General features: G+C 71.4%; 13 protein-coding genes and 1 pseudogene. 7 read left to right on the forward strand and 7 right to left on the reverse strand.

Annotation, left to right across the window (positions count from 1 at the left end; all coding sequences use genetic code 11):
* Positions 1-29 precede the first annotated feature (29 nt).
* Together FGD71_RS44495 and FGD71_RS44500 are read right to left on the reverse strand one after the other, a co-directional pair.
* Positions 30-857: an Fpg/Nei family DNA glycosylase gene (locus FGD71_RS44495; protein ID WP_119106310.1), complete on the reverse strand. Its 828-nt coding sequence runs from the start codon at positions 855-857 to the stop codon at positions 30-32.
* A gap of 95 nt (positions 858-952) precedes the next feature.
* Positions 953-5,734: an ATP-dependent helicase gene (locus tag FGD71_RS44500; RefSeq protein WP_119106311.1), complete on the reverse strand. Its 4,782-nt coding sequence runs from the start codon at positions 5,732-5,734 to the stop codon at positions 953-955.
* A 127-nt stretch (positions 5,735-5,861) separates the two neighbouring features.
* On the opposite strand from FGD71_RS44500, the pseudogene FGD71_RS44505 reads away from it, so the two are divergent.
* The 3 genes and pseudogenes from FGD71_RS44505 to FGD71_RS44515 form a co-directional block, all read left to right on the forward strand.
* Positions 5,862-6,611: pseudogene (locus tag FGD71_RS44505) on the forward strand (AraC family transcriptional regulator); the annotation flags it as partial.
* Positions 6,612-6,724: 113 nt separating this feature from the next.
* A complete protein-coding gene (locus tag FGD71_RS44510) occupies positions 6,725-7,486 on the forward strand; it encodes an AzlC family ABC transporter permease (protein WP_119106312.1) in 762 nt (253 codons plus the stop codon).
* Complete coding sequence (locus FGD71_RS44515; RefSeq protein ID WP_119106313.1) at positions 7,483-7,791, forward strand: AzlD domain-containing protein; 309 nt, start codon at positions 7,483-7,485, stop codon at positions 7,789-7,791. Before FGD71_RS44510 ends, FGD71_RS44515 begins: the two co-directional genes overlap by 4 nt.
* A gap of 71 nt (positions 7,792-7,862) precedes the next feature.
* Here FGD71_RS44515 and FGD71_RS44520 read toward each other — a convergent pair whose 3' ends face one another.
* Positions 7,863-8,807: a hypothetical protein gene (locus tag FGD71_RS44520; protein ID WP_119106314.1), complete on the reverse strand. Its 945-nt coding sequence runs from the start codon at positions 8,805-8,807 to the stop codon at positions 7,863-7,865.
* Between the two features lie 80 nt (positions 8,808-8,887).
* Here FGD71_RS44520 and FGD71_RS44525 point away from each other — a divergent pair, with 80 nt between their 5' ends.
* The 4 genes from FGD71_RS44525 to recX all read left to right on the forward strand — a co-directional run bounded on the left by FGD71_RS44525 (position 8,888) and on the right by recX (position 12,595).
* Positions 8,888-9,082, forward strand: coding sequence for a DUF3046 domain-containing protein (locus FGD71_RS44525; RefSeq protein WP_119106315.1), 195 nt, complete (start codon positions 8,888-8,890; stop codon positions 9,080-9,082).
* A gap of 60 nt (positions 9,083-9,142) precedes the next feature.
* Positions 9,143-10,411 carry an AI-2E family transporter gene (locus FGD71_RS44530; protein ID WP_119106316.1) on the forward strand — a complete coding sequence of 423 codons (1,269 nt, stop codon included), beginning with the start codon at positions 9,143-9,145 and terminating at the stop codon, positions 10,409-10,411.
* A 282-nt stretch (positions 10,412-10,693) separates the two neighbouring features.
* Positions 10,694-11,818 (forward strand): recombinase RecA, encoded by a 1,125-nt coding sequence (gene recA, locus FGD71_RS44535; protein ID WP_119106317.1) that lies wholly within the window; start codon positions 10,694-10,696, stop codon positions 11,816-11,818.
* A 3-nt stretch (positions 11,819-11,821) separates the two neighbouring features.
* Positions 11,822-12,595 (forward strand): recombination regulator RecX, encoded by a 774-nt coding sequence (gene recX, locus FGD71_RS44540; protein ID WP_119106318.1) that lies wholly within the window; start codon positions 11,822-11,824, stop codon positions 12,593-12,595.
* Between the two features lie 297 nt (positions 12,596-12,892).
* Here the strand turns inward: recX and FGD71_RS44545 are convergent, their stop codons facing one another.
* The 4 genes from FGD71_RS44545 to FGD71_RS44555 form a co-directional block, all read right to left on the reverse strand.
* Positions 12,893-13,288: a rhodanese-like domain-containing protein gene (locus FGD71_RS44545; RefSeq protein ID WP_420878405.1), complete on the reverse strand. Its 396-nt coding sequence runs from the start codon at positions 13,286-13,288 to the stop codon at positions 12,893-12,895.
* Complete coding sequence (locus FGD71_RS44550) at positions 13,285-13,833, reverse strand: cupin domain-containing protein (RefSeq protein WP_119106320.1); 549 nt, start codon at positions 13,831-13,833, stop codon at positions 13,285-13,287. Before FGD71_RS44550 ends, FGD71_RS44545 begins: the two co-directional genes overlap by 4 nt.
* A gap of 76 nt (positions 13,834-13,909) precedes the next feature.
* A complete protein-coding gene (locus FGD71_RS50350) occupies positions 13,910-13,996 on the reverse strand; it encodes a putative leader peptide (RefSeq protein ID WP_420878406.1) in 87 nt (28 codons plus the stop codon).
* A 62-nt stretch (positions 13,997-14,058) separates the two neighbouring features.
* A complete protein-coding gene (locus tag FGD71_RS44555) occupies positions 14,059-15,654 on the reverse strand; it encodes an FAD-dependent monooxygenase (protein WP_119106321.1) in 1,596 nt (531 codons plus the stop codon).
* Positions 15,655-15,766 lie beyond the last annotated feature (112 nt).

Raw genomic sequence — 15,766 nt, forward strand, 5'->3', positions numbered from 1 at the left:
GTGACGGTACGAGGGTTTCTGACGGATCGTCAATTGCCCGTGCGTGACGGTTCCGTCCGCGTCCGGGGGGCTGGGCCGGGCTGGCATGCCGGGCACCAGTAGGTGGGGCGCTCGCGGGAACCGTCGCCCTGGCTCGCCACACGGATCGAGGTGCGGCAGCGCAGACAGGGGCGGGGTGCGCGACCGTACACGTAGTGGTTCTGGTCGCGGTGGCCCGTGGTGCTGCGCAGCGGCCGCTCGCGGTTGGCTTCCAGGAGTTTCCTGGCGAGGGCGGGCAGTTGGGCGGCGCGTTCGGCGGGAAGTTGGCCGATGGGCAGCCATGGGCTGGCCCGCAGGAGGAAGCAGAGCTCGCTCTTGTAGACGTTGCCGATCCCGGCGAGGTTTCGCTGGTCGAGGAGGGCTTCACCGAGGGGGCGGGCCGGGTCGCGCAGGAGATTCTCCAGGGCCTTGTCGGGGTCCCAGTCCGGGCCGAGGAGGTCGGGGCCTAGGTGGCCCACGGCCCGGTGTTCGTCGGTGGTGCGCAGCAGCTCCAGTACGGGGAGCCGGTAGCCGACGGCAGTGCGCTCCGCGGTACCGAGGATCGCGCGGATCTGGTGACCGGGGCCGCCGCTCCAGCGCTCGCCGGGTGCGTACACCTTCCAGGAGCCGTCCATCTGCAGATGAGAGTGCAGCGTCAGCCCGCCCTCGATACGAGTGAGCAGGTGCTTTCCGCGCGGGGTGACGTCCAGGACGGTGCGCCCGGTGAGGTCGGCCGTGGCGTACTTGGGCACGCGGAGGTCGGAGCGGGTGAGCAGATGGCCCGCGAGGGCGGTATGCAGGCGCCGGGCGGTCTGCCAGACGGTGTCTCCTTCGGGCATGGATCCAGAGTGGCACGGGGTGGGAGAGGGAGTCTTGTCCTGCTGTCCCGCCGTCCTCGTTGTCCCGGTGAGGCGGACCAGTGCCGGGGCTGGAGTTACGCGCGGAGGCGTAGGCCTCGCGGGGTCGCGTGGAAGCCGGCTCCCTCCAGGAGCGTGCCGAACGGGGATGTCAGGGCCGAGACGCCGTTCACACGCTCCACCGTGACCGTGCCGAGTGAGCCGGCGCGGGCGGCCGTGGCGAGTGACTCGGCGGCCATGCGCAGGCGTGGGTCGTCCAGCGGCGTGTGGTCCGGGGCCGAAGGCCAGGCCAGGAGGGTCTTGCCGCCGCGCTCCATGTACAGCGTCAGTTCGCCGTCGACCAGCACGACCAAGGAGCCCGCTTTGCGGCCGGGTTTGTGGCCCGCTCCGGTCGGAGGTTCGGGCCAGGGGAGGGCCGCACCGTACGCGTTCGCCGGGTCGGCGGCGGCCAGGACGACGGCACGCGTGGCGTTTCCCGTGTGCGGGCGGGAGGCCTGGCCGCCCGGGTAGCCGGTGTCGGTGCGGCTGGTGAGGGGGGCCGTGAGGTCAAGTCCGGTGGGGTCCGAGAACCCAGCTGCCGGCGTGCCCGGGAATCCCGGCCCGGGAAGGGCCTCGCCCCGTTCGCCGGCGTTGGCCGCCGCGCGCAGCCGGTCCACCGCACCGTCCATCGCGAACTGAGCCGCACCGAGTCCCTCCACCACATAGCCACGGCGCGCCTGCCCACTCTCCTCGAAGGCGGACAGGATGCGGTACGTCGCTGAGAAGCCGCCCTCGACGCCCTCCGCGGCGACCGCGCCCCGGGTGACCACGCCGTGCCGGTCGAGCAGGGTGCGGGCCAGAGCGTGGGCGCGCACGGTCAGGTCGGGGTCGCGGTCGGGGAGCAGCGACCAGCGGCCCGCGACGGTGGGTGGGCCGGTCCGGGAGGCGGGCCGCGCGGCAGCCGTCAGAGTGCCGTACCGCCCGCGTGGCACCGTGCGCTTCGCTCGATGGGCGGTGGAGCCCGCGGTTCGGCCCGAGCCCAGGAGGGAGCGCATCGGTCCGAGCGTGTCGTTCGTCAGGCGGCCCGACCAGGCCAGGTCCCATAGGACGTCGGACAGTTGGGGATCGGTGGCGTCCGGGTGGGTGGTGGCGCGGATCTGGTCGGCGATCTGACGGAAGAAGAGACCGTAGCCCCCGGAGAGGGCGTCCAGGACCGACTGATGAAGCGCGGTCAGCTCCAGAGGGTGCGGAGGTGGCAGCAGCAGGGGGGCCGCGTCCGCCAGATACAAGGACACCCAGCCGTCCTTGCCGGGCAGTGAGCCCGCTCCGGCCCACACGACCTCTCCGGCGGCGGTCAGCTCATCGAGCATCGCCGGAGCGTAGTGCGCGACACGGGAGGGCAGGACGAGCTTCTCGAGGGCGGACGCGGGGACTGAGGCGCCCTGCAACTGCTCGATGGCACGTACGAGGCCGTCGATGCCGCGCAGCCCGTGCCCGCCGCCCATGTGCTGCCACTGCGGCAGGAACTGGGCGAGCGCGGCGGGCGGTACGGGCTCCAGCTCATGACGCAGCGCGGCGAGCGAACGGCGCCGCAGCCGGCGCAGCACCGCCGCGTCGCACCACTCCTGGCCGATCCCCGCCGGGTGGAACTCTCCTTGTACGACACGGCCGCCCGCGGCGAGCCTCTGGAGGGCGCCCTCGGTGACCGCCGTGCCGAGGCCGAAGCGCGCGGCCGCCGCGGTGGAGGTGAACGGGCCGTGGGTGCGGGCGTACCGGGCGAGGAGGTCGCCGAGGGGGTCCTTGACCGGATCGGTGAAGGCTTCCGGGACGCCGACGGGCAGCGCTGTGCCCAGTGCGTCGCGCAGTCGGCCCGCGTCCTCGATCGCCGCCCAGTGGTCGGCTCCGGCGATCCGGACCCGGATGGCGCGGCGGGACGAGGCCAGCTCGCGGACCCACTCCGGTTCGGCTCCGCGCTCGGCCAGCTCGGCGTCCGTGAGCGGGCCGAGCAGGCGCAGCAGGTCGGCGACGCTTTCGACGTCCTTGGCGCGGCGGTCCTCGGTGAGCCACTGGAGTTCGCGCTCCAGCTCGGTCAGGACGTCGGCGTCCAGGAGCTCGCGCAGCTCGGCCTGGCCGAGGAGTTCGGCGAGGAGCCGGGAGTCCAGCGACAGCGCGGCGGCGCGTCGCTCGGCGAGCGGGGAATCGCCCTCGTACAGGAACTGCGCCACGTATCCGAACAGCAGGGACCGCGCGAACGGGGACGGCTCCGCTGTCGTCACCTCGACCAGCCGCACCTTGCGGGACTCGAGGTCGCCCATGAGCTCCGCGAGGCCGGGGACGTCGAAGACGTCCTGGAGGCATTCGCGGACCGCTTCCAGGACGATGGGGAAGGAGCCGAACTCGCTCGCCACCTGGAGCAGTTGGGCGGCGCGCTGGCGCTGTTGCCACAACGGGGTGCGCTTGCCGGGGTTGCGGCGCGGCAGCAGCAGTGCGCGGGCGGCGCACTCGCGGAAGCGGGACGCGAACAGGGCGGAGCCGCCGACCTGGTCGGTGACGATCTGGTCGACCTCGCCCTTGTCGAAGGCGACGTCCGCGGCGCCCACGGGAGCCTGGTCCGAGTCGTACTCCGTCCCCGCCTTCATGGGTTCCTGGTCGAGCAGGTCCAGGCCCAGCAGGTCGGCGTCCGGGAGACGCAGCACGATCCCGTCGTCGGCGTGCATGACCTGCGCGTCCATGCCATACCGCTCGGAGAGGCGGGCGCCCATCGCGAGGGCCCACGGCGCGTGGACCTGGGCGCCGAAGGGGGAGTGCACGACGACCCGCCAGTCGCCCAGCTCGTCGCGGAACCGCTCGACGACGATGGTGCGGTCGTCCGGGACGTGGCCGCAGGCTTCGCGCTGCTCGGCCAGGTAGGACAGGACGTTGTCGGCGGCCCAGGCGTCGAGGCCCGCGGCCAGGAGCCGGAGCCGGGCGTCGTCCTGGGGCAGTGAGCCGACCTCGCGCAGGAACGCGCCCACCGCGCGCCCCAGTTCGAGCGGGCGGCCCAGCTGGTCGCCCTTCCAGAACGGCAGCCTGCCGGGCACGCCGGGCGCGGGTGAGACGAGGACGCGGTCGCGTGTGATGTCCTCGATGCGCCAGGAGCTGGTGCCGAGCGTGAAGACGTCGCCGACCCGGGATTCGTAGACCATCTCCTCGTCGAGCTCGCCGACCCGGCCTCCGCCCTTCTTGGGATCGGCGCCCGCGAGGAACACTCCGAAGAGGCCGCGGTCAGGAATCGTGCCCCCGGAGGTGACGGCGAGGCGCTGCGCGCCGGGGCGTCCGGTGATCGTCCCGGCCACCCGGTCCCATACGACGCGTGGCCGCAACTCCGCGAAGGCGTCGGACGGATAGCGGCCCGCGAGCATGTCCAGCACCGCAGTGAACGCGGACTCCGGAAGCGAGGCGAAGGGGGCGGCCCGGCGGACCGTCGCGAGCAGGTCGTCGACCTGCCAGGTGTCGAGCGCGGTCATGGCGACCAGCTGCTGGGCCAGCACGTCCAGGGGGTTGGCGGGGATACGGAGGGACTCGATCGAACCGGTGCGCATCCGCTCGGTGACGACGGCCGCCTGGACGAGGTCCCCTCGGTACTTGGGGAAGACGACGCCGGTGGAGACCGCCCCCACCTGGTGGCCCGCGCGGCCGACGCGCTGGAGCCCGGAGGCCACCGACGGCGGTGACTCGACCTGTACGACGAGGTCCACCGCTCCCATGTCGATGCCGAGTTCGAGGCTGGAGGTGGCGACCACCGCGGGCAGACGGCCGGCCTTCAGATCCTCCTCGACCAGCGCGCGCTGCTCCTTGGAGACCGAGCCGTGGTGTGCGCGGGCGATGACCGGCGGGGCGCCCTGGGCCGCGCCCGAGCCGCCCATCAGCTCGGCCGGGGCATGGTGCTCATCGAGGGGCTCGCCCGTCGCCCTCTCGTACGCGATCTCGTTGAGCCGGTTGCAGAGCCGCTCAGCGAGACGCCGCGAGTTCGCGAACACGATCGTCGAGCGGTGTGCCTGGACGAGATCGGCGATCCGCTCCTCGACATGCGGCCAGATCGACGGGCGCTCGGCGCCTCCTTCCGAGTCGGCCACCGGGGAGCCGCCCAGCTCCGCGAGATCCTCGACGGGGACGACCACCGACAGATCGAACTCCTTGCCGGAGGCCGGCTGGACGATCTTCACCTTGCGCTGCGGCGAGAGATAGCGTGCGACCTCGTCGACGGGCCGGACCGTCGCCGACAGGCCGATGCGGCGCGCGGGCCTCGGCAGCAGTTCGTCGAGCCGCTCCAGAGTCAGCGCGAGATGGGCGCCGCGCTTGGTGCCCGCGACCGCGTGCACCTCGTCCAGGATCACCGTCTCGATACCGGTCAGCGCGTCGCGCGTGGCCGATGTGAGCATCAGGAACAGCGACTCCGGCGTGGTGATCAGGATGTCCGGCGGGCGCGTGGCCAGCGCGCGGCGCTCGGCGGGCGGGGTGTCGCCGGAGCGGATACCTACCTTCACCTCGGGCTCGGGCAGTCCGAGGCGCACCGCCTCCTGCCTGATGCCGGTCAGCGGACTTCGCAGATTACGCTCGACGTCCACCGCGAGGGCCTTGAGCGGTGACACGTACAGCACCCGGCAGCGCTTCCTCGGGTCGGCCGGCGGCGGGGTCGAGGCCAGCTGGTCCAGCGCGGCGAGGAACGCGGCCAGCGTCTTGCCGGAACCGGTCGGGGCGACGACGAGGACGTCCGAACCCTCTCCGATGGCCCGCCATGCCCCGGCCTGGGCGTCGGTGGGCGCGGAGAAGGCCCCCGTGAACCAGCCGCGGGTCGCGGGGGAGAAGCCGTCGAGGGCGCCGTGTGCAGACCTGACCATGCCCCCATCCTGCACCCGCCCACTGACAATGGCCCGGACCTGCGGAAACGGTCTTACGGGCGGGACGAACCGGCCGTCCGAACGGCGTGGGCGCGGGCCGTCTCGGCTCGTGGCGCAGAATGAGGGCATGGCACGTTCGGGGGAGAGAGCGCGGCACTGGCGGTACGAGGAACTGCCCGGCGTCGACCTGCTGCGGGCCCGGTACATCCACAAGACCTTCGTCCGGCACACCCACGAGAACTTCGTCATCGCCGCCATCGCCGACGGGGTCGAGGTGTTCCACCACGGCGGCGCGGACCAGTACGCCGGCCCGGGCTCCCTGGCCCTGGTCAATCCCGACACCCCGCACACGGGTCGCGCCGGCGGCCCCGAGGGCTGGCGGTACGGGGCCGTCTACCCGTCGCCGGACCTGGTGGCCGAGATCGCCGCAGAGACCACAGCCATCCGCGGCACTCCAGGATTCACCAGCCCTGTGCTCGACGACCCATACGCCGCCCGTCTGGTCCACCAGGTGCTGCGCGCCGCGGACGAGGGCAACGCACTCGCCGCCGACACCCTGCTCAGAGTCGCCGTGACCAGATTGCTGCGACTGAACGGCGGGTCGCTCCCGCAGCGCGCCCCGCGCACGGCGGGCGCGCGAGTAGCGGCACGCGCGCGTGCCCTCCTCGAAGCACGGATGACCGAGCCGCCCTCTCTGGAGCGACTCGCCGCCGACCTGGGCACCAGCCCCTTCGCGTTGCTTCGCGCTTTCCGGGCCGCGTACGGCATGCCGCCCCACACCTGGCTGACCGACGCCCGCGTACGCCGCGCCCGCAACCTCCTGGACTCGGGCACCACACCCGCGGAGGCCGCACTCGCCGTGGGCTTCACCGACCAGCCGCACCTCAACCGCCACTTCACCCGGATCGTGGGCGTGCCCCCGGGGGCGTACCAGCGCGAGCGCAAGAACGTACAAGACCCGCAGGAGCGGCTCCCTCTACCGTCCGGAGCGTGGCAGAACAGACAGCTCACGCAGACACGCGCACCAAGGACGGCGGAAAACCCGACGCCGCCGTCGTACGAGACGCTCTCGGAGTCGGGGTTGCCGTCGGACTGTCCGGTTTCGCCTTCGGGGTGACCTCGGCCGGCAGCGGGCTGACTCTGCTGCAGACCTGCGCGCTCAGCCTCCTGGTGTTCACCGGTGCCTCGCAGTTCGCCCTCGTGGGAGCGCTCGCGGCCGGAGGCAACCCGTTCACCGCCGCCGCGGGCGCGTTCTTCCTGGGGGTGCGCAACGCCTTCTACGGGCTGCGTCTGTCGCAGTTGCTGGCCCTCCCGCGCGCGGTGCGGCCGTTCGCCGCCCAGTGGGTCATCGACGAGACCGCGGCCGTAGCGCTCGCCCAACCGACCCGACGCAGTGCGCGGATCGGCTTCACCGTCACCGGACTCACGCTCTATGTGCTGTGGAACCTCACCACGCTGCTCGGCGCGGCAGGGGCCGAAGCCATCGGCGACACCGACGCATGGGGCCTGGACGCCGCCGGTCCCGCCGTCTTCCTGGCCCTGCTCGCGCCGATGCTCAGGACCACCACGGAGCGGGCCGTCGCCGGTCTCGCGGTGGTCCTCGGCATCGGGCTCCTGCCGGTGCTGCCCGCCGGTGTCCCCGTCCTGGTGGCCGCGCTCGCCGCCCCGGCCGTGCTCTGGGCCGGGGGCCGCCGCGGGGGACGTACGACCGATGTGAAGCCCGCCGACGACGAATCTGGGGACGACCGTTGAACATCTGGATCGCGATCGGTGTGACCGCCGTCGGCTGCTACGCCGTCAAGCTCGTCGGTCTGCTCGTCCCCACCGGTGTCCTGGAACGACCGCTCGTCAAACAGCTGGCCGCCCTGCTGCCCGTCGCACTCCTGGCCGCTCTCACAGCCCAGCAGACCTTCGCCGACGGCCGCGTCCTGGTGGTGGACGCCAAGGTTGCCGGCCTCGCGGCGGCCGCCGTGGCGCTGCTCCTGCGGGCTCCCTTCCTGCTCGTCGTCGCCGCGGCCGTGGCGGTGACGGCAGGGGTACGGGCGATGACGGGCTGATTCCGGCGGCGGCACGCGCGCGTGAGGCTTTCCCTCTCGCACGCGCGCGTGCGGGCCCTTCTCGGAGACTGTCAGGCGATCGGCATTCCGTACGCCCGCAGCGTGCGCAGCGCCTCGATCGTCACGATCGGGCGTGCTTCGAGGGCGGTGCCCGGTGCCCACTGACGCCAGCGGATCGGCCAGCCGCCGTCCTCCTGCTGTTCGCTCGCCAGGAAGTCCAAGGAGCGCGCCATCTCCTCGTCGGTGAACCACGCGCGCGCGAGCGAGTCCGGAGTCTTCGCGTAGTCGTGCGCGAAGTGACGCTCGCCCGGCGCATAGCCGGGCGCCACCGGGAACTCCTCAGGGCGGTCGGGGTCCAGCGCCGCGAGCCGCTGCTGACGCACGAGGCGTCCGAGCCGGTCGGCGGCCGCCTCCGCGCGCGGGCGGTCGGGTGCGCAGTCCAGGAAGGCCACGGCCGCCTCGATCTCGTACGGATGCGACTTGTCCAGGGACTCCACCGCCTGCCAGCAGAAATCGGTGGCCCGGAACAGCCAGGCGTGCCACACCTCGTTGCGGTGCAGCAGGCCCACCACGGGGCCGGTGGAGAGGAGCTCGCTGGGCGGGTTGTCCATGATCGGCACAAAGGGTGCGGCCGGATAGCCGCGCTGGCTGGGATGGATCGCCGGCAGCGCGCCGTCCTGCGTCGACACGGCGGTCAGATAGCGGCACACGCGCTCCACCCGCTGTCCGCCGCAGCGCCCGATCGAGTCCAGGACGCGCAGTGCGTGCCCGGTGTGCAGAGGCTGGCTGACCGGACCGCGCAGATCGGGTTCGAGCGCATGACCGTACCCCTCGTCCTCGTTGCGGTAGGCGGCCAGCGCGGTCTCGACCGCGTCGGCACCGCCACCGAGGAAGTGGTACGCGAAACGCCGCTGCTCCAGCACGCGCGCGGTGAGCCAGACGAAGTGCTCGGCGCGGGCGAGCGGTGAACGCGCCGGGGGCGTCGGGGGGAGTGGGGATGCTCCTGTTTCGGCCATGCTCCGACCGTAGGACGGAAAGCGTTCTCGGCAAGCGGGTCCCGGCTCGGCCCCACTCTCAGGGGCGGGATACTGGGGTCATGCGGTTGACGGTCTTCTGGCAGTTGATGTCGGATCACTTCGGTAAGGGGTACGCCGACACCTTCGCGCGCGATCACGTGATGTCGGAGCTCGGCGGGCGCACGGTGCGCGAGGCGCTCGACGCGGGCTGGGAGGCCAAGGACGTGTGGCGTGCGGTGTGCACGGCGGTGAACGTTCCCTACGAAAAGCGCTGACCGGCCACGAACATCTGGGGGCCGGGACCGATTGCCGGCGGCGTGGGTGAAACTTGGACCGTGGCATCGACAGACGAGTCCGCCCAGGTCGGACAGGACGCATCCCCGCCCGGCATGACGCCGCCCCCGCGACCCCCGGCCGAAGGGGCGGTCGGCGGCCGTGGGGGCGCCCGCATGCCACGCTGGCTGCCGCGAGCCATGGTGCTCGCGCTCGCCCTCATCGCCTCGTTCCAGCTGGGCAGCTGGGCCTTCCACCAGCTGACCGGACTGCTGATCAACATTCTGATCGCGTTCTTCCTGGCGCTCGCCATCGAGCCAGCGGTGAGCTGGATGGCCTCGTACGGCATGCGCCGAGGGCTGGCCACGGCGCTCGTGTTCCTCGCCGTGATAGTCGTGAGCGCGGGCTTCGTCACGCTGCTCGGCTCGATGCTCGCCGGACAGATCATCGACATGGTCGAGGACTTCCCGAAGTACGTCGACTCGGTGATCAGCTGGGTCAACACGACCTTTCACACAGAGCTCAGCCGCGTCGACATCCAGGACAGCCTGATCCGCTCCGACTGGCTCCGGAGGTACGTGCAGAACAGCGCGAGCGGCGTCCTGGACGTGTCCGCGCAGGTGGTGGGCGGTCTCTTCCAGCTCCTGACGATCACGCTGTTCGCGTTCTACTTCGCCGCCGACGGACCGCGACTGCGGCGAGCGCTGTGCTCAGTACTGCCGCCCGCCCGCCAGGCCGAGGTGCTGCGCGCGTGGGAGATCGCCGTCAAGAAGACCGGGGGCTATCTGTACTCACGCGGTCTGATGGCGCTGATCTCGGGCATATCCCACTTCATCCTGCTGGAGGCCCTCGATGTGAACTACGCGCCCGTGCTCGCCGTCTGGGTGGGCCTGGTCTCGCAGTTCATCCCCACCATCGGTACGTATCTCGCCGGCGCCCTGCCGATGCTGATCGCCTTCACGGTCAACCCCTGGTACGCGCTGTGGGTGCTGATCTTCGTCGTGATCTACCAGCAGTTCGAGAACTACGTGCTGCAGCCCAAGCTGACCGCGAAGACCGTGGACGTCCACCCGGCGGTCGCCTTCGGGTCGGTCATCGCGGGCACCGCGCTGCTCGGTGCCGTCGGCGCGCTGATCGCCATCCCCGCGATCGCCACGCTCCAGGCGTTCCTGGGGGCGTACGTGAAGCGGTACGTCGTCACGGACGACCCTCGGGTGCACGGGCACCGCGAGCGGGGCTCGGGCACCTTCCTCGCGCGTCTGCGGGGTGCTGTGCGCGGGCCGGGGGCGACGCGGCCGGCCGCGGACGACACGGCGCGGGAGTCTTCGTAGCGCGTCCCCGAGCGGTCCGCGCATCCCTGCGGCACCGCCCGTACGGGCTGGGATCGTCCGGGCGTCGAGCCGTGAAGCTGCCCGCGGCGGAGCCGTGTCGTGCGCTTGACACAAAAATCGAACATCCATTCTTATGGAGTCTCCGGCCGGGTTCTGACGGCGATTTCGCTGGGAAGTGCCCGAGTTATCCACAGGCTGGGCGGCTGTCGGGACGCATTGTCAGTGGCAGGCGTTAGCGTCTTTGACGTGAAGCGATCGACTCAAGCAAATCGGGTGGAACCCATGGCAGGAACCGACCGCGAGAAGGCGCTCGACGCCGCGCTCGCACAGATTGAACGGCAGTTCGGCAAGGGCGCGGTCATGCGCATGGGCGAGCGGCCGAACGAGCCCATCGAGGTCATCCCCACAGGGTCGACCGCGCTCGACGTCGCCCTCGGCGTCGGCGGCATCCCGCGCGGCCGAGTGGTGGAGGTGTACGGCCCGGAGTCCTCCGGTAAGACGACCCTGACCCTGCACGCGGTGGCGAACGCGCAGAAGGCCGGAGGCCAAGTCGCCTTCGTGGACGCGGAGCACGCCCTCGACCCCGAGTACGCGAAGAAGCTCGGCGTCGACATCGACAACCTGATCCTCTCCCAGCCGGACAACGGCGAGCAGGCCCTGGAGATCGTGGACATGCTGGTCCGCTCCGGCGCCCTCGACCTCATCGTCATCGACTCCGTCGCCGCGCTCGTCCCGCGCGCGGAGATCGAGGGAGAGATGGGCGACTCGCACGTGGGTCTGCAGGCCCGACTGATGAGCCAGGCGTTGCGGAAGATCACCAGCGCGCTCAACCAGTCCAAGACCACCGCGATCTTCATCAACCAGCTGCGCGAGAAGATCGGTGTGATGTTCGGCTCCCCGGAGACCACGACCGGTGGCCGGGCCCTGAAGTTCTACGCCTCGGTGCGCATGGACATCCGCCGCATCGAGACTCTGAAGGACGGTACGGACGCGGTGGGCAACCGCACCCGTGTCAAGGTCGTCAAGAACAAGGTGGCGCCCCCCTTCAAGCAGGCCGAGTTCGACATCCTCTACGGGCAGGGCATCAGCCGCGAGGGCGGCCTGATCGACATGGGCGTGGAGAACGGCTTCGTCCGCAAGGCCGGCGCCTGGTACACGTACGAGGGCGACCAGCTCGGCCAGGGCAAGGAGAACGCGCGCAACTTCCTGAAGGACAACCCCGACCTCGCCAACGAGATCGAGAAGAAGATCAAGGAGAAGCTGGGCGTCGGCGTGAAGCCGGAGGAGCCGACCGCCGAGCCGGGCGCTGACGCGGCGGTCTCGGCCGCCCCGGACGCGGCCGTGAAGCCGGCGGCCGCGCCTGCGGCCAAGGCCGCCAAGTCCAAGGCCGCGGCGGCCAAGAGCTAGCCCGTGACGCGACGAACCGACTGGGCCGAGTACGTCTCCGCCGGTGTTCCGGAAGGGCCGGGGCATGGGGGCGGCATCGGCTCCGAAGGAGACAGCGACAGGGCGTACGGCGGTGAGGGGCCGCTGGACACCGGGCACTCGGGCGACGACGATCCGCGTGGCGGTGGCCGTGGTGGAGGAGGCCGAGGTCGCCGGCACGGATTCGGTGAACCGTCCGGCGGCCCGCAGGACCGGGGCTCCCCTTCCTCGTCGAGGGCCGAGAAAGGGGAGCCCCCAGGGGACCCGGCTGAGCGGGCGCGGGCCATCTGCCTACGCCTGCTCACCGGGACCCCGCGCACGCGGAAGCAACTGGCGGACGCGCTGCGCAAGCGAGAGATCCCGGACGACGTGGCGGACGAGGTGCTGTCCCGCTTCGAAGAGGTCGGCCTGATCAACGACAGCGCCTTCGCGGACGCCTGGGTGGAGTCCCGGCACCACGGGCGGGGTCTGGCCCGGCGGGCGCTCGCACAGGAGCTGCGGACCAAGGGCGTGGACTCGACGCTGATCGACGAGGCCGTCGGACAGCTCGACTCCGAGCAGGAAGAGGCGACGGCGCGCGAGCTCGTGGCCCGCAAGTTGCGCTCCACCCGCAGCCTCGACCGAGACAAGCGGCTACGGCGCCTTGCGGGGATGCTCGCCCGCAAGGGCTACTCCGAGGGCATGGCCCTACGGGTGGTCCGCCAGGCCCTGGAGGAAGAGGGCGAGGACACGGAGGGGTTGGGAGAAGAGGGCTTCTGACCCGAAGGGCCTTGGAAAGCACCGTCCTTCCAAGGTCCCTTGGGGATCGGGAAACCTTGGGACCGAGTTCTCCGGCCGGGCCCGGAACACGGTAGACGCGCGGGGGCGCCGATCGCGTTCAGGGCCCGGATCTTCGCCCGGATCTCGAGGTGCGCACGGCCCAATTCCCCTAGGCCGCACGGAGAGTGGGGTCAACCCGCTGCTGAAGACGCCGGGCCGCCGCAGTGCACGGATACCTGTGCACGGCGATACATGCCCAGGATGCCGACGGCCAAGAACTCACGCTAAGAGTCCACGCTAAGAACTCACCGGAAGCCCGGCAGCCCTCCACGCCTGAAAGCCCCCCACCAGGTCCGTAGCCCGATGGATCCCCAACTGCCGCAGTGACGCGGCCGCGAGGCTCGACGCGTAGCCCTCGTTGCAGACCACCACGACCCGCAGATCGTGGCTCGTGGCCTCGGGGGCGCGATGGCTGCCCTGCGGGTCGAGCCGCCACTCCAGTTCGTTGCGCTCGACGACGAGGGCGCCGGGAATGAGCCCGTCGCGCTCGCGCAGGGCGGCGTACCGTATGTCGACCAGCAGAGCCTCGTCGGCCTGCGCGGCCCGGTAGGCCTCGGTGGCCTGGACCCGGTCGAGGCCCGCACGGACGCGTTCCAGCAGCTCATCGATGCCGACGGGACGGTCGGCGCTCACTGCCAGTCCGCCGGACGCTCGACCTGCTCGAGGCGCAGAACCTGGCCGGTGCGGCTGTAGCGACGGATCTGCGGCAGCGGCGGGTAGTACGCGTGGACGGAGACGGCATGCTCATCGGTGGACTCGTTGAGCACCTCGTGGACATGGTGGCGGCCGAAGGCGCGGCCCTTGCCTGCCGGCAACCGGCGTTCCCGGTCGACCCCCTCAGAGAGTTCCAGCGTCTTCCAGCCGTCGGCGGGCAGCCGGGCGGTGAGCGAGTTCTCCTTCAGCTCGCCCGACGCGGTGAGGAACGCGCCGACGGACTCGGCGTGGTCGTGCCAGCCGGTGCCGGTGCCGGGGGGCCAGCCGATGAGCCAGGCCTCGCTGCCGCCGGGGCCTTCGAGGCGTACCCACGTACGACCCTCGGGGTCCAGCGGGAGCGAATCGATCAACTCGGTGTCGGCGGCCGTCCGCCGGACGAAGTCGAGGAGCTCGGTCTGATCGGGGCCGTGTACCGGCGTGGAGACGGTGGGAGTCGAGTGGGAGACAGAGGGTGACGAAGACACGGGTACCGTCCAGTGAGTGTTCGCGTGGGAGTGCGCGGCGGCACAAGCGGCTCGCGCGGGGGAGTGGAAGGCGAATTCAGCAGGACGTGTGACACACGCAGCCCGCATAGCGGAGGAGGTCCATATGGACCCTCCGCCACAGGCGCACACAGGTGTCGGTCACGATCCGGAGTAGACCATGACGGTGCGGACCGGTCAACTCAGTGTCACTGAATGGACGGCGGCTCAACTGGTGCCCGCAGCCTGGGTGGTGGCCCGCGGGCCACCCAGAGCCGCCTCGGCTGCCTCGTACAGATCGGCCGGCCGCACCCCGTTCAACGCCGTGACCAGGTGGCCGTCCGGACGGATCAGCAGCACCGTGTGCGCGGCGGCTCCCGGGTAGCTCTCGGCGACCAGTAGTTCGGCACGGTGCGGGAGCGCGGTCACGGCGGCCGCGAGCCGGGGCATGATCCCAGCCGTCACCCAGTGCCTGCGTTCCCACACACCGGTGCCCGGCGCGATCAGCAGTACGAGGAGTGCCCCGCGCCCCAGCCTCTCCCGCAGCCGTACGAACGAACCGTCCTCCGCCGTCACCCGCACATCGGTGACCGGAGCACCCACCGCTGTGGCGACGTCGAGAGCCGACTCGGCGCGTGGAGGCGCGAGGGGCGAATCGGCGTACGCCCCCGGCTCACCCAGCGGGCCGCGCCCCAGGTGACCATCTGTGAGCAGCGCGTCATGACCACGCGCCGATCCGGGCACGACAGCGCGCAGACCTCCGCCGGAGCGCAGCACCGGCAGGGCCTGGTCGGCGGCGCGCAGCCGTGCGGCGACGATGGCACGCCGCTCCACCTGGTAGCTGTCGAGCAGCGCCTCGTGCGGCCCGTGATGCCAGGCGAGGGCCAGCTTCCAGGCGAGGTTGTCGGCGTCGCGCAGGCCCTCGTCGAGTCCCTGGGAGCCGAGCGCGCCGAGCAGATGCGCGGCGTCCCCGGCGAGAAAGACACGGCCGACCCGCCAGCGACGGGCGAGGCGGTGGTGGACGATGTGGACTCCGGTGTCGAGCAGTTCGTACGGCGGTGTGGAACCTCCGCACCAGCCCGCGAGGGTCTCCCGGACGCGCGCCACCAGCAGGTCGGGTGTGACCAGGTCCTTCCCCGGCGGCAGCAGCCAGTCCAGACGCCACACACCGTCGGCGAGGGGACGCCCGGTCACCTCCCCGGCCGAAGGTCCTGACGTCCGCCACGGCGGCATCCGGTGCAACAACGCCTCGCCGGGCCATGGAAGTTCCGTACGCAGTGCCGCGACGGCGTGTCGCTCCACGGCCGTACGTCCCGGGAAGCGGATGTCCTCGAGCTTGCGCACCGTCGAGCGTGGGCCGTCGCAGCCGACCAGGTAACTGCCGCGCCACCACGTGCCCTTGGGGCCGCGCGTGTGCGCGGTCACGCCTTGCGTCTCCTGCTCTATGGAGTCGAGGCGGCTCTCCACGGCGACCTTGATCAGGGGCTCGTTCGCGATCGCTTCCCGCAGGGCGCCGGTCAGCTCGTGCTGGGCGATGTGCAAGGGAGCGGGATCGTCGTCGCTGAACGTGATCTGCCGCATCACCTGCTTGCGCCGCATCGAACGCCATCCGGACCAACGGAAACCGGTCTCGGTGAGGGAGGATCCCGTGAGCCGCGCCATCAGTGCCGCGGTGTCCTCACGCAGTACGACGGTTCGTGCCAGCCGCTGTTCGTCCTTACCGGACCCCTCGTCCAGGACGACGGAAGGCACCTCCTGACGCGCCAGCGCCAGGGCGAGCGTGAGCCCGACGGGCCCCGCTCCGGCGATGATCACCGGATCCACGGCGTGGCTCCCCCTGCCTGGAGCGGTGTCCTGAGTGTGTTGCCGGAACTGGCAGGTGGGGCGGGGTGCACGATCACAGAACGTATGCAACCCACTGCCGGTACTTGCGTCA

It is taken from the genome of Streptomyces sporangiiformans (assembly GCF_005768555.2).
Lineage (GTDB): Bacteria > Actinomycetota > Actinomycetes > Streptomycetales > Streptomycetaceae > Streptomyces > Streptomyces sporangiiformans.